This is a genomic window from Streptomyces sp. NPDC048018 (assembly GCF_043202995.1).
GTDB lineage: Bacteria > Actinomycetota > Actinomycetes > Streptomycetales > Streptomycetaceae > Streptomyces.
Window position 1 is genome coordinate 1,274,612 of record NZ_JBIDBK010000001.1, and the last position, 22,185, is coordinate 1,296,796.

Sequence of the window (22,185 nt, forward strand, 5' to 3'; positions counted from 1 at the left end):
TCAGGCGCCGGCGGCGGCCTCCTGCCGGGTCAGGGCGGGCAGGTAGTGGGGGAAGAAGATCTGCCCCACTAGCTCGCGGCGCGAGCGCACCCCGGTCTTGGCGAAGACCGACTTGAGGTGGTCCTGCACGGTGAACGGGGACAGGCAGAGCCGGCCGGCGATCTCGGACGTGGGCGCACCGCTGACCACCTCGGTCAGCACCTGGCACTCGCGGGGCGTGAGCGCGTAGGCCTCCATCAGGGCGGCGATGCGGTCCGGCGGTGCGGCGGGGCCCATCGACAGCGCCACCTGGGGCCGCTCCCCCGTCTCCAGGCGCCATCCCTCGATGGCCGCCCAGCCGCCCGAGCGGGTCGGCACGCACACCCGGCTGCCGCCCGACTCGCTGTTCAGTGCCGCGGCGGCGACCCCGTACGCGGCGGCCGGCAGTCCCGTGCCGCAGTCGGGGGTCTCGGCGAGCTCGGCGCACCAGGCGGCAGCCGTCCCGGACCGGGTGACGATCTCGTACTCCGCGGTGAGCACGACGAGCGCCCGGGTCTCGATGCCGGGCGTCGCGGGCCGTTCGGTCAGGGCGTCCCGCAGCACGCGCCCCAGCGGGGCGGACAGCCGGGCGGCGAACGCGGCCTCGGCGGCGGAGAACGGCGGGCGGTCGGCGGACCGGGTGAGCACGAGCGCGCCCCACACCCGGCCCGCGTCGCGCAGCAGCAGCCGCATCTCGTCGGCCATGCCGAGCGGGCGGTAGATGTCCTGGTAGCGGAGGCTGCGCTCCAGCTCGCCGCCGAGGGCGGCGGAGAGCGTGCCGACGGGCTGCGCCTGGCGTGCGAGACCGGGCATCGAGAGGGCGTCGCCCTCCCGGTACTCGATGTCCAGCATGCGGGGCAGCCACGCGGCGCTGACGCCGTGGCGATAGCAGCCGCCGACGTTGAGGAGGGTCACCGGGTCGAGGAGCACCCCCGCCCACAGTTCGAAGGGGACGGCCCGGGCGATCGTCGTGGCCGCCGCCTCCAGGACCGCGACGGAACCCCGCGCCTGCCGGGCGGCCCGGACGGTACGGCCGTGAATGCTCTGCCAGTCGGTGGTGCGGACCATGTGAACATGCTCCCCCCACCCGCTGAATGTCTGATAAACGCGCAGCTCGCCGCCGTGCGCCGGCGGCACCCCGCCGGGACGCCGCAGCCCCCAGATTCCTGGGATACCGCGGTGACCGGCGGCTTCGCAGACTCGTTCCATGGCGCACAGAACAACGGACACCACGGGGGAAGGGCCGGCTGCCGGCAGGGGTGTGGTCGAGGGCGCGTTCGCGCTCCTCGACGCCCTGCGGCGGCGCGGCGGGGAGGCGGGCCTGAGCGAGCTCGCCGCGGCGTGCGGCGTTCCGAAGGGCACCGCACACCGGCTGCTCGACCAGCTCGGCCCGGTGGGCGCGGTCGAACGGCGGGGCCGCAGGTACGTGTTGGGGCCGCAGCTGTTCCGGCTCGGGCAGTCGTGGCAGCCGTATCCGGGTCTGACCGCGGCGGCCCGGCCGGCCCTGCACCGGCTGCGCGCGGCCACCGGGGCCAGCGTGGTGCTCACGGTGCTGCGCGACGATCACGCGCTGACGGTCGCGTCGGTCCCGGGGCGCGCGGAGCCGCTCCTGCCGGTACGCGACGGCATGGCGTTCCCTGCGGCCTCGGCGCCCGGGCGGCCGCTCGTGGGCCGGGAGCCCGGGCCCTTCGTGGACCGGGACGCGCCGGCGGCCGGCCTTCTCTGCGTGGCGCTGCCGGTAAGGGGGCCGGACCGCCGGGTGGTGGCCGCACTCGCCGCGATGGCACCCGCCGAGGGGAGCGCCGCCGCGCTGGTCGCCGCGGCCTCCTCGGCGGCGGCGTCCGTGGCGGCCGGTCTCGCCCGGTCGACCGCGGGCGAACGGACCTTGCCGGCCGCCGCGTCGGCGAACCGGAGGGGCAACCGCCTGGGGGCGGAAGCGGTCCGGGGGCGGAAGGTCGAACCGGCGCTGAGCGGCGGAAGCGGTCCGGGGTGGCCGTGAGCCGGTCCGGGGGGCGGAAGTTCGAACCGGCTCTGGGGCCGGAAGCGGTCCGGGGCGGGAGGTTGCCCCGGACCTGGGCGGCGGAAGCGGTCCGGGGTGGCCGTGAGCCGGTCCGGGGGTGGCCGGAGACAGTCCGGGGGTGGCCGGAGACAGTCCAGGGGCCGGGAGCGGTTCAGGGGCCCGGGCGGTCCAGGGGAATCGAGCGGTCCCGGGGAATCGGGCCGGGGGCGGATGAGGTCCGGGTGACCGGACCGGTCCGGATGGCGGGCGTCGTGGGCCGGGCCTCGGGGGCGGCCGGGTCATACGGGCCGGAGGCGCTCGGCGAAGCTGTCGTACGCCCGCTCGTCGAAGAGGACGAAGCGGACCTCCGTCACCGAGGCGGGGCGGGCCGCGCGGACGGTCTCGACGGCGATGCGGGCGCCGTCGTCCATCGGCCAGCCGTAGATCCCCGTGGAGACGGCCGGGAACGCGACGGTACGGGCGCCGAGTTCGTCGGCCACCCGCAGGGACTCCCGGTAGCAGGAGGCGAGGAGTTCCGAGCGGTCCTCCTCACGGCTGTGGACCGGGCCGACGGTGTGGACGACCCAGCGCGCGGCGAGGTTCCCGGCGGTGGTGGCGACGGCCCGTCCGGTCTGCAGACCGCCGCCGTAGTGTCCGGCGCGCAGCTCCCGGCAGGCGGCGAGGATCGCGGGCCCGCCCTTGCGGTGGATGGCGCCGTCGACTCCGCCGCCGCCGAGGAGCGAGGAGTTGGCGGCGTTGACGATGACGTCGGCGTCCTGCTCGGTGATGTCGCCGCGGACGAGGACGATCTCGGGTCGGGTGCTCATGCCTCCATCCTGCCGCCGTCCGCCTCGGACGTCCGGATTCCGCCGGCTCAGGCCACGCCGGGAGTGCGCAGCCGGCGCCACACGGCCTTCGCGGCGTTGTGTCCGGACATGCCGTGCACGCCGGGGCCCGGCGGGGTGGCGGAGGAGCACAGGAAGACCGCGGGGTGCGCCGTCGAGTACGGGAAGAGGGAGAGTTTGGGGCGGAGGATCAGCTGGAGACCGCGCGCGGCGCCACAGGCGATGTCGCCGCCGACGTAGTTGGCGTTGCGGGCGGCGAGCTCGGGCGGGCCCGCGGTGGCCCGGGCGAGGATCAGGTCGCGGAATCCGGGTGCGAAGCGCTCGATCTGGCGCTCCATGGCATCGGTGAGGTCGCCGCGCCAGCCGTTCGGGACATGGCCGTAGGCCCAGAAGACGTGCTTGCCCTCGGGGGCGCGGCCGGGATCGACGATGCTGGGCTGGGCGGTGATGAGGAACGGCTGGTCGGGGGCGCTGCCGGAGGAGGCCTGGCGCAGCGCGCTGTCGATGTCGCCCGCGGTGGGGCCGATCTGGACGGTGCCGGCACGGCGGGCGGCCTCGGAGGTCCACGGCACGGGGCCGGACAGGGCGTAGTCGATCTTGAAGACGCTGGCGCCGTAGCGGTAGGCGTCATAGGCGGAGCCGAGGCCGGCGATCCGGGCGAGGGCCGTGGGCGAGGTGTCGAAGACGTAGGCGCGGGCCGGCGGCAGGTCGTCCAGGCGCTTGACCTCGAAGTCGGTGTGGACGGCGCCGCCGAGCTCCTTCAGATACCCGGCGAGGGCGTCGGAGATCGACTGGGAGCCGCCCCGGGGCATCGGCCAGCCGGCCGCGTGCGCGGCGAGCGCGAAGACCAGGCCGACGGCGCTGGTGGCGAAGCCGTCGAGCGGGGCGATGACGTGGCCGACCAGCCCGGCGAACAGGGCGCGTGCCTTCTCGTCGCGGAAGCGGCGCATCAGCCACGTGGACGGCTGGAGCCCGGCGAGGCCGAAGCGGGCCAGGGTGACCGGGTCGCGGGGCAGCGCGGTGAGCGGCATCTGCATGAAGTCCCGGACCAGGGTCTCCCAGCGGGGCAGGAACGGCGTCACCAGGCGCCGGTAGGCGCCCGCGTCCCGGGGCCCGAAGGACGCCGCGGTCTCCGCGACCGACCGGGACAGCACGGCCGCGGTGCCGTCGGCCCAGGGGTGGGCCATGGGCAGCCGCGGGTGCAGCCACTCCAGGCCGTGGCGCTCCAGCGGCATGGTGCGGAACACGGGCGAGTTGACGCCCAGCGGGTGCACGGCGGAGCAGGGGTCGTGCCGGAAGCCCGGCAGGGTGAGTTCCTCGGTGCGGGCGCCGCCGCCGATCGTGGGCTTCGCCTCGAACACGGCCACGGAGAATCCCCGCCGGGCCAGCTCCACGGCGGCGGTCAGTCCGTTGGGTCCCGCCCCCACGACGACGGCATCAAGCATCGACGGCACCTTGGACTCCTTCGTCAGCCGACGGCCGGGGATCCCAGCATATTCCCGGCCCCGTAAGGCACTTGTCCGCCCCCCAGCAGGGACCGGACCCGCGCAGCGGTGGCCGCGTCGCGGGCCGCGGTGAACGGCAGGGCGTTGCCCCCGGTGATGCGGAAGGGCTCGCCGCCGAGGGTCAGATCCGCGCCGCCGGCCTCCGTGACGAGGAGCAGACCGGCCGCGTGGTCCCAGGCGTACTCCCAGGAGAAGGCGACGGCGTCGAGCGCGCCACGGGCGATCGCGAGGTATTCGAGGCCGGCCGAGCCGCAGGGGCGGGGCGCGACGCCTTCGGTGCGCAGTCCGAGCAGGGCGCGCTTCTGGTCCGGGGTGGTGTAGTCGGGGTGGGAGGTGGCCACCGTCAGGACCGCTCCGGGGGCGGGCGCGCCCGACCGTATCGGCGTGCCGTTCAGCGTGGCGCCGCGGCCGCGCACCGCGACCGCGAGCTCGTCGAGGGCGGGGGCGTAGGTCCAGGAGGCGAGCAGCTCGCCGCGGCGGGCGAGGGCCACGAGGGTGCAGAAGCCGGACTCGCCCTGCACGAACTGGCGGGTGCCGTCGACCGGGTCGACGATCCACACCGGGGCGTCGCCCTTCAGGGCCTCGTACACGGTGGGATCGGCGTGCACGGCCTCCTCGCCGACGACCACGGAGCCGGGCAGCAGGGCGGTGAGGGAGGCGGTGAGGTGGGCCTCGGCGGCCCGGTCGGCGACGGTGACGAGATCGTGGGGCCCGTTCTTCTCGACGATGTCGTCGGCGCCGAGCTGCCGGAAGCGGGGCATGATCTCGGCGGCGGCGGCCTTGCGCACCGCCTCCTCCACCTCCGTGGTTCCGCCGGCGAGGACGTGGGCGAGGAAGTCTGTGTCTCCGGTCGTTCGTCGTTCCGTCATGCATCCATCCCACCACACGCGTCTGACATCCAGAGGTCCCCGCGGAGACCTGTGGACAACCGGTGGGCGACCCGCGGGCCGCGAGTGCGCCGTGCGGGTCTCGGTGCGGCCGCCGTCGAGGACCGACAGCGCGTACGGCGTCCCGGCCACCTGGTCGCCGCGCCCGCCCGGCTCACCGCGCGCGTCGCGTGGTACGCCGCCGGTCCGGTCGGGGAGTACGAGTGGCGGACGGCCGCTCACGGCGGTCCGGCTGCGGCGGTGGCGGCGGGCCGCAGGCTCGCGGAGACCCTGCGGGAGCTCGGGGCCGTCCCGCGGATCACCCGGGCCCGGGCGGTCGCCGGGGGTGTGACCGCCTGGGAGCGCTCCGCGGCGGCGCAGGTGCCCGGCTGGGCTCCGGACCCCCTGCCCTGACCGGTGCGGGTCAGGCGGCGGGGGTGCGGGCGACGAGGACGAACTCGTTGTACGGGAAGGCCTTCCCGAGGGAGCGGGCGAACGGGAAGGAGTAGGTGCGCTCGACCGTGAGGCCGGTCTTCTCGGCGTGCGCGCGCAGTCCGTCGAAGTCGACGAAGCGCACGTGGGTGGCGTCCGTCTTGTAGCCGGCCTCCTGCGGGCAGATCAGGACGACCGATCCGCCGGGCTTCACCAGCGGCAGGTACTGCTCCAGGATCGTGTTGCCCAGGGACTCGTCCATGTGCTCCAGGACGTGCGCGCACAGCAGGCTGTCGAAGGAGCCCGGGCCGCAGTCCGGCGCCCCGGCCAGCTCGTCGGGTGTGTAGGCGTTGAGGCCGCGCTCACGACAGGTGGCGACGGAGGTCGCGTTGTGGTCGACGCCCACGCTGTCGGGCCCGCAGTTGAGCAGATTGCGGCCGATGCCGCAGCCGACGTCCAGCACGCGACCCAGGCCCAGGCGCTTCAGATTCCACCGGTACGGCGCCTGGGTGGGCAGCAGTCGCTTGATCCCCGAGTTCTCCAGCCTCGCGAGCCGCTGGGTGTAGTCGGAGGATTCCGTGCCGGACATCGACGACCGCCTTCTGTTGCTCTGTGTGAACGGAGAACGACACCGTGGGGGGCGGATTGCGAGCGGGACATGCGGCGACACATGACCGTGGGGTGGATCACACGCTACCCAGGTGGTGTGTCCGCCGAGGCTATGTCATGGAGACGGACGGGTAAAGATCGGAGTGTCGTGTGTGTCACTCCGCGACGCCCTCCTGGCCGCGGGCGCGGCGCCGGGTCATCAGCCCGGTGTAGAGGAGCAGCGAGGCGGCGAGACCGACCGCCCAGCCGTAGTCGGCGAGGGGCTTGAGGAAGGGGATCAGGCCGTCCTCGGGGAACGGTCCGGTGCCGGGTGCCGAGTGGGAACCGCCGATCGCCAGGACGCCGCCGACGCCGAAGGCGAGGACGGCGGCGGGGTTCCAGCCGCCCCGGTACCAGTAGGGGCCGTCGGGGCGGTAGAGGCCGCCGAGGTCGAGCACGGTGCGGCGGACCAGCCAGTAGTCGGCGATGAGAATGCCGGCGACCGTGCCGAGCAGGCCGCCGACGAGTCCGAGCCAGGTGAAGATGTACAGCTCGGGGGTGGAGGTGAGCTTCCACGGCATGATGAGGACGCCGACGACGCCGGTGATCAGCGCGCCCCTGCGGAAGTCGACGCGCTTCGGGGCGAGGTTGGCGAGGTCGTACGCGGGTGAGACGACGTTCGCGGCGATGTTGACCGACAGGGTGGCCACGAGGACGGTCACCAGGGCGAAGAGCAGCCCGAAGACGTTGTCGGTCTTGGCGGCGAGCGCGACCGGGTCCCAGACGGGCGCCCCGTAGACGGCCTGCGATCCGGACGTGACCAGCACGGAGAGCAGCGCGAAGAGGGTCATGGTGGTCGGCAGCCCGAGTGTCTGGCCCCAGACCTGGGCGCGCTGGCCCGCTCCGAAGCGGGTGAAGTCGGGGATGTTGAGGCTGAGGGTCGCCCAGAAGGCGATCATGCCCATGAGGGAGGGGAAGAAGACCCTCCAGAAGTCCGCTCCCCAGCCGAGTTCGGACGGCTGGTCGAGGAGGGGGCCGAGGCCCCCCGCCTTGACCGCGATCCAGACCAGCAGGGCGAGGGCGCCGACGATGACGAAGGGGGCGGCCCAGTTCTCGAAGCGGCGGAGGGCCTCCATGCCGCGGTGGATGATCGCGAGCTCCAGCGCCCAGAAGAGGACGAAGCAGAGCCAGAGCGTCCAGGGCTGACCCCCGATCTTCGCCGCCGACGCCCAGTCCCCGCCGACGGCCCTGTCGAGCAGGACGAAGACGCCCTGACCGCCGATCCAGGTCTGGATGCCGAACCAGGCGCAGGCGACCGCGGCCCGGACGAGGGCCGGCAGGTTGGCGCCGCGCAGACCGAAGGAGGCGCGGGCGAGGACGGGGAAGGGGATCCCGTACTTGGGTCCCGCGTGCCCGGTGAGCAGCATCGGCAGCAGCACGACGACGTTGGCGAGGGCGATGGTGAGGACGGCCTGCAGCCAGTCCATGCCGAGGGCGACGAGACCGGAGGCGAGCAGCCAGGAGGGGATGTTGTGGGCCATGCCGACCCAGAGGGCGGCGAAGTTGTAGGTGGTCCAGCGGCGTTCGGCCAGGGGGACGGGCAGGAGGTCGTCGTTGACGAAGCGCGGATCGGCCCCGGCCGTGCCGGGCGGGAGCTCGACGCGGCCGGGGAGCTCCGTGCCGGGTCTGCCGGTGGGGGTGGTGGTCATGGGCGGCGTGCCCCCTTCGGTGACGGAGGAGTTCGGGGGACGGTGCGGAAGGGCCGTGCGGGGTGCGGGCTGTCCGTGACGCGCTTGGTGTTCGTGCGTCGGTATACCCGTCGACTCGCGTACACATTCCGGCCACCTGACGGAGAACGGGCCATCGATCCCGGTGCGGCGTAAACGGAGTGACGGTCTCTCACATAAGCCGTCCGGCCGGTCGGCCCCTTGCGGCCGGGCCGTGGAGGCCTGCACCGCGGGGCCGGGGTTCGCATCGCGAACGCCACGGCAAGGCCGCCCCGGGAGTATTTGAGGATTTCACTTACGAGTCGTCTCGCCGGTCGTGTGCGGCGGGAGCGCGAAGAACTACCATCGCCGCAGGCCACCGGCACTTCCCCAGCCCGCCCACGCTGTCACGGGCGACGGTATCCCGATCGATCAAGGCTCAAGTTTGGGCAAATGTTCGATAAAGTTGTTGACCGCGCGACAGAGCTGCGTACAGGATACGCGGTAGTCACGCGGCAGATCTGACCAGCAAATCCCGCGGTATCTGGGAAAACGTGAGCGGCAGGCTGATTGCGCGCCGGGTCCCCCCCTTCACGAAGGGCCGTCCGCGCAACGTGAAAGCGAGGTTTGGTGATAACTCTGTTGGGTCGCGGTAATGCGAGAACAGAAATCGATCTCCTGCTGGAACGGGTCGGCACAGGGGTGGGCACACTGGCCGTGGTGAACGGACCCACCGGCGTCGGCAAGAGCACCATGCTGCAGGCCCTGGCAGGCCGGTGCCGGACGGCGGGCGCCGCGGTCTACAGCACCTGCGCCCTGCCGGAGGAGCGCGACGAGCCCTTCTCCGTCATCCAGCAACTCTTAGTCCAGACAAACCCCGAATCGCCCCTGAACGGGCACGGCCCCCAAAGTCACACATCGCCCTGGCCGTACGTCGCACAGCTCGCGCAGTCCGCGGTCGCCGCCCTGACCAAGCGCGGCCCCGTCATCCTCGTCGTGGACGACATCCACCACGCCGACCCGCTCTCCATCCGATGCCTGCGCCACCTCACGGCACGCATCGGACCGCTCGCACTCCCCCTCTCGGTATTCGTCTCCTGGGATCCCACCGTCGAGGCCACCTCGCCCATTCTCCAGGAAATGCTCTACGAGCCCCGCGTGACCAGCATTTCGCTCGCTCCACTGAATTCCGACGCGGTCGCCCAGATGATCGCCGAGACGAATCCGGATCCGATCGACACGGCACTCGCGAGCCACTACCACGAAATCACCGGCGGAAATCCCCTGCTGATTTCCGCGCTCATGGAGGACAGCCAGGCAAAGTCCGGCACGCCCGAAAGTGAAATTCCGGGTTCCGATTGCGGTCCGTTCGCAGGAGACGCCTTCCAGCGGGCCGTTCAGATTTGCCTGCACCGCATGGGAACTCTGGCCCGGCTGGTCGCCCAGGGAGTCGCGCTGCTCGGCGAGAATTCCGACGAATACCAGCTGAGCGAGTTGTGCGAGGCGCCCCTCGGGCTCATCCGCACCGCGCTCCGCCGGCTCCAGGCCAGCGGGCTGCTGCTCGGCGGCGCGTTCCGGCACCCACGGGTGCGGGAGATCGTCCTGGGCACCATCCCCAGCGCCACCGTGATCGAGATGCACCACCGCGCCGCCCGGCTGCTGCACGCCCACGGCGCGCCGCCCGAGGCGATCGCCTTCCACCTCCTCGCCGCCGGTCCCGTCAAGGACGAGTGGGGGCTGCCGGTGCTGCGCGACGCGGCCCGCCACGCGCTCGCCGCCGGGCAGATGGACCTCGGGATCCGCTGCCTCAAACTGGCGGACGCCTCCTGCGCCGAGGACACGACACGGTACGAGATCAAGGCCCAACTGGCGGAGATCTGCGCCATGGTGGAACTCGGCGGGGCGGTCGCCCGCTACCAGTCGCTGAAGACCTCGATCCTGACCGGCCTGATGGCGCCGGACACCGCTCTGCCGGTCGCCCAGGCCATGCTCTGGAACGCCCAGGTGCACGACGCGGTGGAGGTCATCGACAGCGTCGTCCGGCACGCCGACGTCGACCGGCCCGACGTCGCCGTCGAGATGCAGGTGACCGAACTGCAGATCGCGTCGAGCTTCCCCGGAGTGCAGCGCGCGGCCGGGAGACCGGCGCCGGTGGCCCCGGCCCCGACTGGCTCCGCCTCTCCCGCGGTCCGCGCCCGGCTCCAGGCGTACCAGTCCCTGCTCTCCGTCCTGACCGGCAACGGCGACGCCTACATCGCGGCCCAGGCCGAGCAGTCGCTGCAGACCGGCAGCCTCTTCGACGCGTCCGTCCGCGCCTGCGTCGTACCCGCCGTGCTGACCCTCGTCTACTCGTCCTCCCTGGACTCCGCCCAGCGAACAGCGAATCGTTTTCTCATGGGCGCCACCGACAGCGACCTGCCCGGCTGGACGGCCGTACTCCGCGGCCTGCTCGGTCTGATCGCGCTGCGCCGCGGTGAACTCGACGTCGCCGTCGAGCACAGCTCGGCGGCACTGGCCCAGACCGCGAACCGGTCCCCCGACACCCACGGATGGCTCGCGCTGGCCACCCTCGCCGAGGCCCACACCTCCATCGGCAACCACGAGAAGGCCGCGCAGTGCTTCGCGACGGCGGCCGCTCCCGCGCTCTTCCAGACCCGTTCCGGGCTGCACTACCTCTACGCCCGTGGCCGGCACCACCTGGCCGGCGGCCGCCCGTACGCGGCGCTGGCGGACTTCCTGACCTGCGGCGAGCAGACGCAGCAGTGGAACATGGACACGCCCGTGCTCGTACCGTGGCGGGTCGGCGCGGCCGAGGCCTGGCTGTCGCTCAACCAGAACGACAAGGCGGCCGGACTCCTCGAGGCGCAGCTGGCCATGCGGGGGTACGGCAGCACCCGCAGCCGGGGCATGGCGCTGCGCGCGCTGGCCGCGACCCGGGACTTCAAGGAGCGCCTGACGATCCTGAACAAGTCCATGCAGCTCCTCCAGGCCAGCGGCGACCGCTACGAGCTGGTGCGCTGCCTCGCCGACCTCAGCTCGGCGCACCGGGCCATCGGCGACAAGGACAAGGCACGCACCGCGGGCCTGCGGGCACGCCGCATGGCCAAGGTGTGCAACGCCGACACGGTGCCCGAGGCGCTGATGGTGGCCGCCCCTCCGCTGGAGCCGACCACCGAGTGGCCCGCGAAGAGCGAGCACGACTTCGACAAGCTCAGCAAGTCGGAGCAGCGGGTGGCCACGCTGGCCGCGCGCGGACTCACCAACCGGGAGATCGCCCAGGAGCTGTTCGTGACCGTGAGCACCGTCGAGCAGCATCTCACCCGGGTCTACAAGAAGATGAAGGTCCGAAGCCGCGAGGACCTGCCTGTCAGGCTGCGGGTCACGGCAGCCTGAACCGTCGCTACGCGCGTCGCCCCGCGGGCACGGCTCCCGGCCCGTTCACCGAGTCCTCCCGACCCGGTGAACGGGCCGGGGCCGTGCTCGCGGCGCGTTCCCGGAGCGCAGGGCGGCCGGCGGCGGGGGGTGCGGGCCGGGCCTGCTGGAACTACCGGAGGCGCGTCGCGGTCCGGACCAGGTCGGCGACGGCTCTGGACCGGCTGTGCGGCGGCCAGGCGATCACGGTGGTGACCTGCGGCGCGTCCAGCACGGGCACGGCGGCGAGGTCACCGCGCAGGTGGGTCCGGCACGACTCCGGCGAGACCGCGCAGGCCCGGCCGAGTGCGACGAGCTGAAGCAACTGCGCGTGGTCGCGGACCTGCGGGCCGGGGCCGGGCGGGTAGGTGCCGTCGGGGCCGGGCCAGCGAGGGAGGGGCAGACCGGGCAGCCCGGCGAGGTCGGCCAGGTGCACATGGTTTCGGGCGGTGAGCGGATGTCCGGCGGGCAGGACCGCCACCTGGCCCTCCGTGCCGAGCTCTTCGGTGTGAAGGCCGGCCGTCGAGTCGAACGGCCGGTGCAGCAGCGCCACGTCGGCCCGGCCCTCGCGCAGGAGTCGTTCCTGCTCGGCCGGGCCGCACAGGAGGACGTCGACGGGAACGGCGAGGGGTTCGGCGGCGTACGCCTCAAGGAGTTCCGCCAGCAGTTCGCCGGACGCGCCGGCTTTGGTGACCAGGACCAGGCCGGGACGGCCGGTCGTGGAAAGGGCGGCGCGGCGGGTGCGGCGTTCGGCGGCGTCGACCGCGTCGAGGGCCGCCCGGCCCTCCGCCAGCAGCACCGAGCCGGCCTCGGTCAGCGTGACGTTGCGACTGGTGCGGTCCAGCAGTGCCGCCCCGAGGCGGCGTTCGAGCTGCTGGATCGCCCGTGACAGCGGCGGCTGCGCGATCCCGAGCCGCTGTGCGGCCCGCCCGAAGTGCAGCTCTTCCGCGACAGCGACGAAGTAGCGCAGCTCCCGGGTCTCCATCCGGACACGCTACTCCGCATTCATACCCTGACGGTATCGCTGCCCACTCGATCGGTCTTGGACGCCTCCAGGCGACCGGGGGCAGCATCGTCCCCATGCGAGAGCGAACGACTGCGCTGGTCACCGGCGCGAACAAGGGAATCGGCTACGAGATCGCCGCGGGCCTGGGCGCCCTCGGCTGGAGCGTCGGCGTCGGCGCGCGCGACGATCGGCGCTGTGAGGACGCGGTGGGGAGACTGCGCGCGGCAGGCGTCGACGCCTTCGGCGTACCGCTGGACGTGACCGACGACGCGAGCGTGACCGCGGCCGCCCGGCTGGTCGAGGACCGGGCCGGGGGCCTCGACGTGCTCGTCAACAACGCCGCCATCGCGGGCGGCATGCCGCAGGAGCCCACCCGCGTCGACCTCGACACCGTCCGAGCGGTCATGGAGACCAACGTGCTCGGCGTCATCCGCGTCACCAACGTGATGCTGCCGCTGCTGCGGCGCTCCGCCTCGCCGCGGATCGTCAACGTCTCCAGCAGCGTCGGCTCACTCACCCGGCAGTCGGGACCCGGCGCGGAGCAGACGACGGGTCCCGTGTCCGTGGCGTACGCGCCGTCGAAGACGCTCCTGAACGCCGTCACCCTCCAGTACGCGCGGGAGCTGAGCGGCACCAACATCCTGATCAACGTCGGCTGCCCCGGCTACGTCGCGACCGACCTCAACGGCTTCCAGGGCGTGCGTACCCCCGCGCAGGGCGCGGCGATCGCCGTCAAGCTGGCGACCCTGCCCGACGACGGCCCGACCGGCCGGTTCTTCGACGACGCCGGCGCCGTGCCCTGGTGACGCACGGCGCGCGGGCCCGCTCGCGGGTTGAGGCCGACGCCCGCGCACCGCGGACAGGTTGATGGATCGGGCGCATCGCTCGGGGCGCGGGGACCGGGCCCTTCGCTCGGGGCGCGGGGACCGGGCGCGTGTGACCGCGTCCACGGAGTGGGGGCCGCGTGTCCCGGGCGCCGGGCGGCCCGGCGCCGAAGCACCCCTGGCGCGCGGCCGACTCTCCACCGCCCGCCGGGTCTGGGCGCGCCACCGCGCGTGGGCCGGGACCCGGACCGAGGCCTGTTGCCGCCCCGCCGCCAGGGCGCCTCCACACCTCGGGGGCCTGCGTCTAGGGGTGCCTACGGGTGGTGACCGCGGCAGGCCTTCTACCAGGATCGGGCCTGAACTCGGCACGACACTCGTCCATCGGGCAGGGCAGTCCGAGAGCGCCGTGACCCGCAGGCGCCAGGTCCAGCCGGCCGGATTCCGCGCAGGAAGGCCGCCAGGCGCCATGGAGCCACAGCACACCCACGCCACGCAGTCCGCACCGGCCGACATCGCCATCATCGGTATGGCGTGCCGCTTCCCGGGCGCTCCCGACCTGGCCTCCTTCTGGAGGCTCCTCAGCACCGGCGGAAACGCCGTCGCCACCCTGCCGGCCGGCCGTGCCCGACTCGCCGGAGTCACGGAGCCGCCCGAGGACGGCCCCGCGCGTCACGGCGGCTTCCTGGACTCCGTCGACACCTTCGACCCGGCGTTCTTCGGCATCTCCCCCCGGGAAGCCGTCACGATGGACCCCCAGCAGCGGCTGGTCCTCGAACTGAGCTGGCAGGTCCTCGAGGACGCCGCCGTCCGCCCTGGCGATCTGCGCGACACCTCCACCGGCGTCTTCATCGGATCGTTCGCCGACGACTTCGCCGCCCTCGTCCACCGTGTCGCCCCCGGGTCCGTCACCCGCCACACCCTGGCCGGCACCCGGCGGGGCCTCATCGCCAACCGCGTCTCGTACGCGCTGGGCCTGCAGGGCCCGAGCATGGTCGTCGACGCGGCCCAGGCCTCGTCGCTCGTGGCCGTCCAGCTGGCCTGTGACAGTCTGCGCGCCGGCGCGGCCGAGCTGGCCGTGGCGGGTGGTGTTAACCTGCTGCTCGACCCCGCCACCGATACGGCCGTCGAGTCCTTCGGCGGCCTCTCGCCGGACGGCCGGTGCTACACCTTCGACGCGCGCGCCAACGGTTTCGTCCGCGGTGAGGGCGGTGGTGTCGTCCTGCTCAAGCGGCTGTCCGACGCCCTCGCCGACGGGGACCGCGTCCATGCCGTGATCCGCGGCGGCGCGGTCAACAACGACGGCGCGACGGAAGGGCTGACGGTCCCCAGCCCGGACGCACAGGCCGCCGTGCTGCGCCGCGCCTACGCGTCCGCCACCGTGTCCGCGGACGAGGTGCAGTACGTCGAACTGCACGGTACGGGCACCCGGGTCGGCGACCCCGTCGAGGCGAGCGCGCTGGGTACGGCGTTCGGCACGGGCGCACGCGGGAGACCGCTGCTCGTCGGCTCGGTCAAGACGAACATCGGCCACCTGGAGGGTGCCGCCGGCATCGCCGGGCTCATCAAGACGGTGCTGAGCATCCGCAACCGGCAGCTCCCGCCCAGCCTGAACTACGCGACACCGAACCCGGCGATCGACCTCGACGCCCTCGGCCTGCGGGTTCAGCAGTCCCTCACCGCCTGGCCGTCGCCGGACGGCCCGCTGGTCGCCGGGGTGAGCTCCTTCGGCATGGGCGGCACCAACTGTCACCTGGTGCTGAGCGAGGCCCCGGCCCCCGCCGCCCGCGCGGAGGCAGCGACCGCCGGGGCGCCGGCGTCGACGGCTTCCGCGGCGCCTCCGCCGGTGTCTCCGATCACGCTTCCGTCCGTGCTTCCGTTCCCCCTCTCGGGACGTACGGAGGCCGCCCTGCGCGCCCAGGCCGAACGTCTGCACTCCGCCCTGGAGTCCGACGACCTCGACCTGCCGGCCGTCGCCTTCTCCCTGGCGACGACCCGGGAGGACTTCGCGCAGCGCGCCGTGGTGCTCGCGGCGGACCGCGAGGGGCTGCGCGCCGGTCTGGTCGCGCTGGCCCGGGGGGTGCCCGCAGCGGCAGACCCCGCGGTGTCCGCCGAGGTACGTGAACTGGTCGACCGGTTCGAGGCGGGCGAAGTCGTCGACTGGGCACCCGTGTTCGCCGGTGCGCGGCCGGCCCGGGTGGCGCTCCCCGGCTACGTGTTCGACCGAGCCCGGTACTGGCCGGGGACGCCCGGGATGACTCCAGGGGCCGAGCCCGTCGGTGCGGGGGCCACCGCCGCGGCAGGTTCGGGGGGTACCGCAGGGCCGCCGGCCGCCCGGCGGGCCGCGACGCCGGCGGGCGGCGCCGTACGGGATCTCCTGGAGGTCGTACGCCGGGCGGCGGCGGGCGTCCTCGGCCACGGCGACCCCGCCGACGTCGCGGCGGACCTCACCTTCCGCGACCTCGGGCTGGACTCGATCGGGGCGGTGGAACTGCGCGACGCGGTGCAGGCCGAGACCGGCATCGCACTGCCCAGCACCGTACTCTTCGACCGTCCCACGCCGAACGCCCTCGCCCGGCACCTGTCCGAAGCGCACGCCGGAGCCACGCGGTCGGTGCGGGCGGCTGACGGCGCGGCCCCGGCCGCCCTGCGCGATCCCGAGGACGACCCGGTCGTGGTGGTGTCGATGGCCTGCCGCTATCCCGGCGGGGTCACCTCACCCGAGGAGCTCTGGCGCCTGGTCGCCGACGGCACGGACGCCATCGGCGACTTCCCGGCCGACCGCGGCTGGGACCTGGAACGGCTGTACCACCCCGATCCCGAGCACACCGGCACCTCCACCGCCCGCCACGGCGGATTCCTGCACGCCGCTGCCGAGTTCGACCCGGCCCACTTCGGCATCAGCCCCCGCGAAGCCCTGTCGATGGACCCCCAGCAACGCCTGATGCTGGAGCTGACCGTGGAGGCGTTCGAGCGCGCGGGCATCGACCCGGCTGGTCTCCAGGGCAGCGACACCGGCGTCTTCGTGGGCGCGACCGGGCTCGACTACGGGCCGCGGCTCGCGGACGCCACGGGCGACACGGCAGGGCACCTTCTCACGGGTGTCACCCCGAGCGTCATCTCCGGGCGCGTGGCCTACACGTTCGGCCTGTCCGGGCCGGCGGTGACGGTGGACACGGCCTGCTCCTCCTCGCTGGTCGCGCTCCACCAGGCGGTGCAGGCGCTGCGTTCGGGCGAGTGCGGCCTGGTGCTGGCCGGCGGCGTCACGGTCATGTCCTCGCCCGGCATGTTCGTGGAGTTCAGCCGTCAGCGGGGGCTCTCCGCCGACGGGCGCTGCAAGGCCTTCTCGGCCCAGGCGGACGGCACCGGCTGGGCCGAGGGCGCCGGCCTGCTGCTCCTGGAACGCCTCTCCGACGCGCGCCGCAACAACCACCCGGTGCTGGCCGTGGTCCGCGGTTCCGCCGTCAACCAGGACGGCGCCTCGAACGGTCTGACCGCTCCCAACGGTCCCGCACAGCAGCGGGTCATCCGGCAGGCGCTCGCCGCCGCCGGCCTCCGCCCGGACGACGTCGACGCCGTCGAGGCCCACGGCACCGGAACCACTCTCGGCGACCCCATCGAGGCGCAGGCTCTGCACCAGGCGTACGGCTCCGAGCGCCCCGCCGACCGACCGCTATGGCTCGGCAGCCTCAAGAGCAACATCGGCCACACCCAGGCGGCGGCGGGCGTCGGCGGCGTCATCAAGATGATCCAGGCGCTCCACCACCGGCAACTGCCTGGCACCCTGCACGCCGACGATCCCACACCCCATGTCGACTGGGAGGACACCCCGCTCGCCCTCCTCACCGAGGCACAGCCCTGGCCCGGCACCGGCACCCCCCGCCGGGCCGCCGTCTCCTCCTTCGGCATCAGCGGCACCAACGCGCACGTGATCATCGAGGAACCGCCGGTAACAGGCGGCAAGTTGGCCGTCCTCTTCACCGGACAGGGCGCCCAGTACCCGGGCATGGGACGCGACCTCGCGGACGCGCACCCTCGCTTCGACGAGCTGTTGCGCGATATCGCCGGACGCTTCGACCGTCACCTCGACCACCCGCTGATCGACGTCATGTGGGCAGCACCGGCCACCGAACTGGCCGCTCTCCTCGACCACACCCGCTACACCCAGCCGGCTCTCTTCGCCTTCGAGACCGCCCTCTTCACCTACCTCACCGAACGCGGACTGGCACCCGACTACCTCATGGGCCACTCCATCGGCGAGATCACCGCAGCGCACGTCGCCGGAACCCTCTCCCTCGACGACGCCATCACCCTCGTCGCCGCACGCTCCCGCCTCATGGAGGGGCTGCCCACCGACACCGGCATGCTCAGCATCACGGCCGACCAGGGGCAGTTGGCCGACATCCTCGACCGGCACCCCGAGATCGATATCGCCGGACACAACTCACCCCGCCACACCACCCTCGCCGGCACCCACCACGCCCTCACCACCCTCGCCCAAGACCTCGACACCGCCGGAATCACCCACCGACCCCTCACCGTCTCCGGCGCCTTCCACTCACGCCACCTCGACCCCCTCCTCCCCCAACTCACGACTGTCGCCGAGGACTTGGCCCACCACGCTCCCGCCATCCCCATCGTCACCAACACCACGGGGCAGATCGCCACCACCGAACAGCTCACCGACCCCGCCCACTGGGCCACCCAAGCCCGCACCGCCGTCCTTTACCACCACGGCATCACCACCCTCACCACACTCGGGGTCACCACCTACCTCGAAATCGGACCCGACACCACCCTCACCCACCTCACCCAGGCAGCACTCGCCGGCGACACCCTCACCTGCGTCGCGACGCAGAACCCGCGCGCCGAACAGACGGAGGTCTTCGCCAAGGCTTGCCAGATCACGGGGAGTTCGTCTTCGCGGTCCTCGATCAACTGGGTGCTGTCGGCGCGGACGGAGGACGAACTCGCGCGTGCGGCAGGGCGCCTGGCCGACCACGCCACCGCTCATCCCGAGGTGACCGCGGGTGCCATCGGCGACTCACTCGCCCGGCGACACCAGCACGCGTACCGAGCCGTCCTGCACGGAGCCGACCGAGACGAACTCCTCACCCAGGCCGAGGCTCTGGCCGCCGGGCAAGCCCACCCGGGCCTCACCACCGGACACGCCCACGACGGCAAACTCGCCGTCCTCTTCACCGGACAGGGCGCCCAGTACCCGGGCATGGGACGCGACCTCGCGGATGCGCACCCTCGGTTCGACGAGCTGTTGCGCGATATCGCCGGACGCTTCGACCGTCACCTCGACCACCGGCTGATCGACGTCATGTGGGCAGCGCCCCACACCGAACTGGCCGCCCTCCTCCACCACACCCGCTACACCCAGCCGGCTCTCTTCGCCTTCGAGACCGCCCTCTTCACCTACCTCACCGAACGCGGACTGGCACCCGACTACCTCATGGGCCACTCCATCGGCGAGATCACCGCAGCCCACGTCGCCGGCACCCTCTCCCTCGACGACGCCATCACCCTCGTCACCACCCGCGCCCACCTCATGGAGGGGCTGCCCACCGACACCGGCATGCTCAGCATCACGGTCGACCAGGGGCAGTTGGCCGACATCCTCGACCGGCACCCCGAGATCGATATCGCCGGACACAACTCACCCCGACACACCACCCTCGCCGGCACCCACCACGCCCTCACCACCCTCACCCAAGACCTCGACACCGCCGGAATCACCCACCGACCCCTCACCGTCTCCGGCGCCTTCCACTCACGCCACCTCGACCCCCTCCTCCCCCAACTCACCACCACCGCCCAGAACCTGACCCACCACGCCCCCACCATCCCGATCGTCACCAACACCACCGGGCAGATCGCCACCACCGAACAGCTCACCGACCCCGCCCACTGGGCCACCCAAGCCCGCACCGCCGTGCATTACCACCACGGCATCACCACCCTCACCACACTCGGCGTCACCACCTACCTCGAAATCGGACCCGACACCACCCTCACCCACCTCACCCAGGCAGCACTCGCCGAGGACGCCGCCGTCGCCCTGATCCCCACCCAGAACCCGCGGGGCGAGCAGGCCGGCGTGTTCACCGAGGCCCTCGCCGTACTCCACACCACCACCCCCGGCGGCCTCTGCTGGCCGACGGCCGGAAGGCCGCCGGTGCCGCTGCCCACCTACCCGTTCACCCGCTCCCGCTACTGGCTCGCCCCGGAGCCGCACACGGACGCGTCACAGATCGGCCTGGGCCCCGCCGACCACCCGCTACTCGCCGCGGCCAGCGAACTCCCCGACGGCACACACCTCTTCACCACCACCCTCACCACGACCGCCCACCCCTGGCTCGCCGACCACACCATCGCCGGCACCACGCTGCTCCCCGGCACAGCACTACTCGAACTCGCCCTCCACGCAGGCGACCTCCTCGCCCACCCCCACCTCGCGGAACTCACCCTCCAGTCCCCGATCACCCTCCCCGCCCAGCTACAACTCACCGTCGAAACCCCGACCGACGACCAGCGCCACTTCACGATCCACACCCGCGCGGCCGACGGATCCGACGACACCCGCGCATGGACCCTCCGCGCCACCGGCACCCTGACCACCGTGGCCCCCGCACCGGCGCCGGACCCGTCCCCGTGGTCCGCCGAGGACGTGGGTGAGCCGGCCGACCTGAGCGGCTTCTACGACGTCCTCTCAGACCACGGTTACACCTACGGCCCCGCCTTCCGGGGCCTCGGCACCCACTGGCCCACGACCGGCTGGGCCAGGGTCAAGCTCCCCACCACCCACGGCCGACCCACCGGCTACGGCATCCACCCGGCCCTCCTCGACGCCGCGCTGCACCCACTCGTCGCGCCCACCGGACCCGACACCCCCCTGCGCCTGCCCTTCACCTTCAACGGCGTCACGGCCCACCCGACGGGCGAGCCGGTCGACGCCCTTCTCGTCCACGCCGCCCCGGACCCCGCCGGCGCCAACGCCGTCTCCCTCCGCGCGTACACCGAGAGCGGCACGCCCGTCCTCACCATCACCGGCCTCACCCTCGCCACAGCGGACCCCCGGGCACTGAAGGCTCCGGTCGCGGTGTCGTCCGTGGTCTGGTCGCCGATCGATACGGGCACGCCCGTCGTTCAGGCAGGGGTCGCCGGGAGTGCGGCCGCCGGGGTGCCGTCGGACTGGGTCCAGATCGGCGGCACCGACCCGCTGCCGGGCATCACCACCCACCACCCCGACCTCGACGCCCTCCTCGCCGCGCTCGCCGACGGAGCCACCGCTCCCACCACCGTCCTCTACCAGGCACCGACCGGAGACGAGAACGGCCACGGGGACGGGTTCGCGGACGGCCACGTCATCGGTGCCACGCACGAGGTCACGGCCGCCGTCCTGGCCACACTCCAGTCCTGGCTCGCCACTCCCGCCCTCGCCGACAGCCGCCTCGTCGTGCTCACCACGGCGGCCACCAGCCCCCACCACCGTGACCTCCATCTCCCCCACAGCGCCCTCACCGGCCTCCTGCGCACCGCGCACACCGAGAACCCCGGCGCCATCGTCCACGCCGACCTTCCGCCCACCCCCCTCACTCCCGCGGACATCCATAACCTCAGCCATGCCGTCACGGCCCGCATCCCCCAGTTCAGCCTCCACAACGACACCGTCCTCACCCCCCACCTGACGCTCACCACGCCCCGAATCAGCGCCCCCACAACCGACTTCACCGAGGGCACGGTCCTGGTGACGGGCGGGACGGGCGGTCTGGGAGCGATGCTCGCCCGCCACCTCGTCACCCGGCACGGCGTACGCCACCTGCTCCTCGCCAGCCGCCGCGGCCCCGCCGCCCCCGGCGCCGACCGCCTCGCCACCGACCTCCAAGCCCTCGGCGCCACCGTCCACATCACCGCCACCGACCTCACGGACCGCGACACCACCGCCCGCCTCCTCGACACCATCCCCCCACACCACCCCCTCACCGCCGTCTTCCACCTCGCCGGCACCCTCGACGACGCCCTCCTCACCGACCTCACCCCCGACCGCACCCACCCCGTCCTGCGCACCAAAGCCGACACCGCCTGGCACCTCCACGACCTCACCCGCCACCACCCCCTCACCCACTTCGTCCTCTACTCGTCGGTCGCGGGACTGCTGGGCTGGGCCGGTCAGGCGAACTACGCGGCGGCGAACACCTTCCTGGACGCGCTCGCCGAGCACCGGCACGCACAGGGGCTCCCGGCCACCTCACTCGCCTGGGGCCTGTGGGCCGAGGGCATGGGAGCCACCCTCGACAGCGGCGAGACCGCCCGCTGGGCCGCCGCCGGCATGATCCCGCTCCACGACGCGGACGGTGCCGCGCTGCTGGACGCCGCCCTGGGCCTCGATGCCCCGGTCCTCGCGCCCGTCCGCTGGGACCGCGCCACCCTCACCGCACTCGCCCAGAGGGACGAACTCCCGCCCGTGCTCGATCGCTTGGTACCCACGCGTCGGCGGGGTGCGGCTGCCGGGTCCCGCGGCGGCGCCGGTGGCAGGACGTCGGGCTGGCAGCAGGACATGGCTCGCCTGTCGGAGCTGGACCGGGCGACCGCCGTCCGTGAGCTCGTCGCCCGGGTGTGCGCCGCGGTGCTGCACATCGAGGGCGGCGACCTGGTGACCGAGCAGGCTTTCAAGCAGCTCGGCTTCGACTCCCTCACCGCCGTCGAGCTCCGCAACCGCCTCAACCGCGAGACCGGACTCCGCCTCCCCTCCACCCTGATCTTCGACCACCCCACACCCGACGCCCTCGCCACGCACATCACCCGCGGCATCAGCGCGGGCGCCACCGAGGTGAGGGCGGTGCCGGTGCCCGAGCGCAGCCGTGATCGCGCTCGTGGGTTCGACGACGATCCGATCGTGGTGGTGTCGATGGCCTGCCGCTACCCCGGCGGGGTCACCTCACCCGAGGAACTCTGGCAACTGGTCACCGACGGCACCGA

At 73.1% G+C, this 22,185-nt stretch carries 12 protein-coding genes; 5 read left to right on the plus strand and 7 right to left on the minus strand.

Annotated elements, in window-relative coordinates; translation table 11 throughout:
- The gene (locus ACGF1Z_RS05755) at nt 1-1,086 is read right to left on the minus strand and encodes a helix-turn-helix transcriptional regulator (RefSeq protein WP_393000217.1); all 1,086 of its coding nucleotides are present in this window, start codon (nt 1,084-1,086) and stop codon (nt 1-3) included.
- A gap of 139 nt (nt 1,087-1,225) precedes the next feature.
- On the opposite strand from ACGF1Z_RS05755, the gene ACGF1Z_RS05760 reads away from it, so the two are divergent.
- Nucleotides 1,226-2,017, plus strand: coding sequence for a helix-turn-helix domain-containing protein (locus ACGF1Z_RS05760; protein WP_393000219.1), 792 nt, complete (start codon nt 1,226-1,228; stop codon nt 2,015-2,017).
- Nucleotides 2,018-2,316: 299 nt separating this feature from the next.
- Here the strand turns inward: ACGF1Z_RS05760 and ACGF1Z_RS05765 are convergent, their stop codons facing one another.
- From ACGF1Z_RS05765 to ACGF1Z_RS05775, 3 genes are read right to left on the minus strand one after another with little or no spacing between them, the layout of a single operon-like run.
- Nucleotides 2,317-2,844, minus strand: coding sequence for an O-acetyl-ADP-ribose deacetylase (locus ACGF1Z_RS05765; RefSeq protein WP_393000221.1), 528 nt, complete (start codon nt 2,842-2,844; stop codon nt 2,317-2,319).
- A gap of 47 nt (nt 2,845-2,891) precedes the next feature.
- Nucleotides 2,892-4,316 carry a phytoene desaturase family protein gene (locus tag ACGF1Z_RS05770; RefSeq protein WP_393000223.1) on the minus strand — a complete coding sequence of 475 codons (1,425 nt, stop codon included), beginning with the start codon at nt 4,314-4,316 and terminating at the stop codon, nt 2,892-2,894.
- A gap of 14 nt (nt 4,317-4,330) precedes the next feature.
- Nucleotides 4,331-5,236 carry an inositol monophosphatase family protein gene (locus ACGF1Z_RS05775; protein WP_393000225.1) on the minus strand — a complete coding sequence of 302 codons (906 nt, stop codon included), beginning with the start codon at nt 5,234-5,236 and terminating at the stop codon, nt 4,331-4,333.
- A gap of 51 nt (nt 5,237-5,287) precedes the next feature.
- Here ACGF1Z_RS05775 and ACGF1Z_RS05780 point away from each other — a divergent pair, with 51 nt between their 5' ends.
- Complete coding sequence (locus ACGF1Z_RS05780; RefSeq protein WP_393000227.1) at nt 5,288-5,647, plus strand: hypothetical protein; 360 nt, start codon at nt 5,288-5,290, stop codon at nt 5,645-5,647.
- Nucleotides 5,648-5,657: 10 nt separating this feature from the next.
- On the opposite strand, the gene ACGF1Z_RS05785 is transcribed toward ACGF1Z_RS05780, so the two are convergent.
- Together ACGF1Z_RS05785 and ACGF1Z_RS05790 are read right to left on the minus strand one after the other, a co-directional pair.
- On the minus strand, nt 5,658-6,254 hold the full coding sequence (locus tag ACGF1Z_RS05785) for a class I SAM-dependent methyltransferase (protein ID WP_393000229.1): 597 nt from the start codon (nt 6,252-6,254) through the stop codon (nt 5,658-5,660).
- Nucleotides 6,255-6,429: 175 nt separating this feature from the next.
- Nucleotides 6,430-7,962: an NCS1 family nucleobase:cation symporter-1 gene (locus ACGF1Z_RS05790; protein ID WP_393000231.1), complete on the minus strand. Its 1,533-nt coding sequence runs from the start codon at nt 7,960-7,962 to the stop codon at nt 6,430-6,432.
- 627 nt (nt 7,963-8,589) lie between these two features.
- On the opposite strand from ACGF1Z_RS05790, the gene ACGF1Z_RS05795 reads away from it, so the two are divergent.
- Nucleotides 8,590-11,352 carry an AAA family ATPase gene (locus tag ACGF1Z_RS05795; protein ID WP_393000233.1) on the plus strand — a complete coding sequence of 921 codons (2,763 nt, stop codon included), beginning with the start codon at nt 8,590-8,592 and terminating at the stop codon, nt 11,350-11,352.
- Nucleotides 11,353-11,503: 151 nt separating this feature from the next.
- Here the strand turns inward: ACGF1Z_RS05795 and ACGF1Z_RS05800 are convergent, their stop codons facing one another.
- Nucleotides 11,504-12,355 (minus strand): LysR family transcriptional regulator, encoded by an 852-nt coding sequence (locus ACGF1Z_RS05800; RefSeq protein WP_393000235.1) that lies wholly within the window; start codon nt 12,353-12,355, stop codon nt 11,504-11,506.
- 95 nt (nt 12,356-12,450) lie between these two features.
- On the opposite strand from ACGF1Z_RS05800, the gene ACGF1Z_RS05805 reads away from it, so the two are divergent.
- Complete coding sequence (locus tag ACGF1Z_RS05805; protein WP_393000237.1) at nt 12,451-13,182, plus strand: SDR family oxidoreductase; 732 nt, start codon at nt 12,451-12,453, stop codon at nt 13,180-13,182.
- Between the two features lie 484 nt (nt 13,183-13,666).
- Nucleotides 13,667-22,185, plus strand: an 8,519-nt coding sequence (locus tag ACGF1Z_RS05810; RefSeq protein ID WP_393000239.1) for an SDR family NAD(P)-dependent oxidoreductase, incomplete at its 3' end; no start/stop codon positions are given.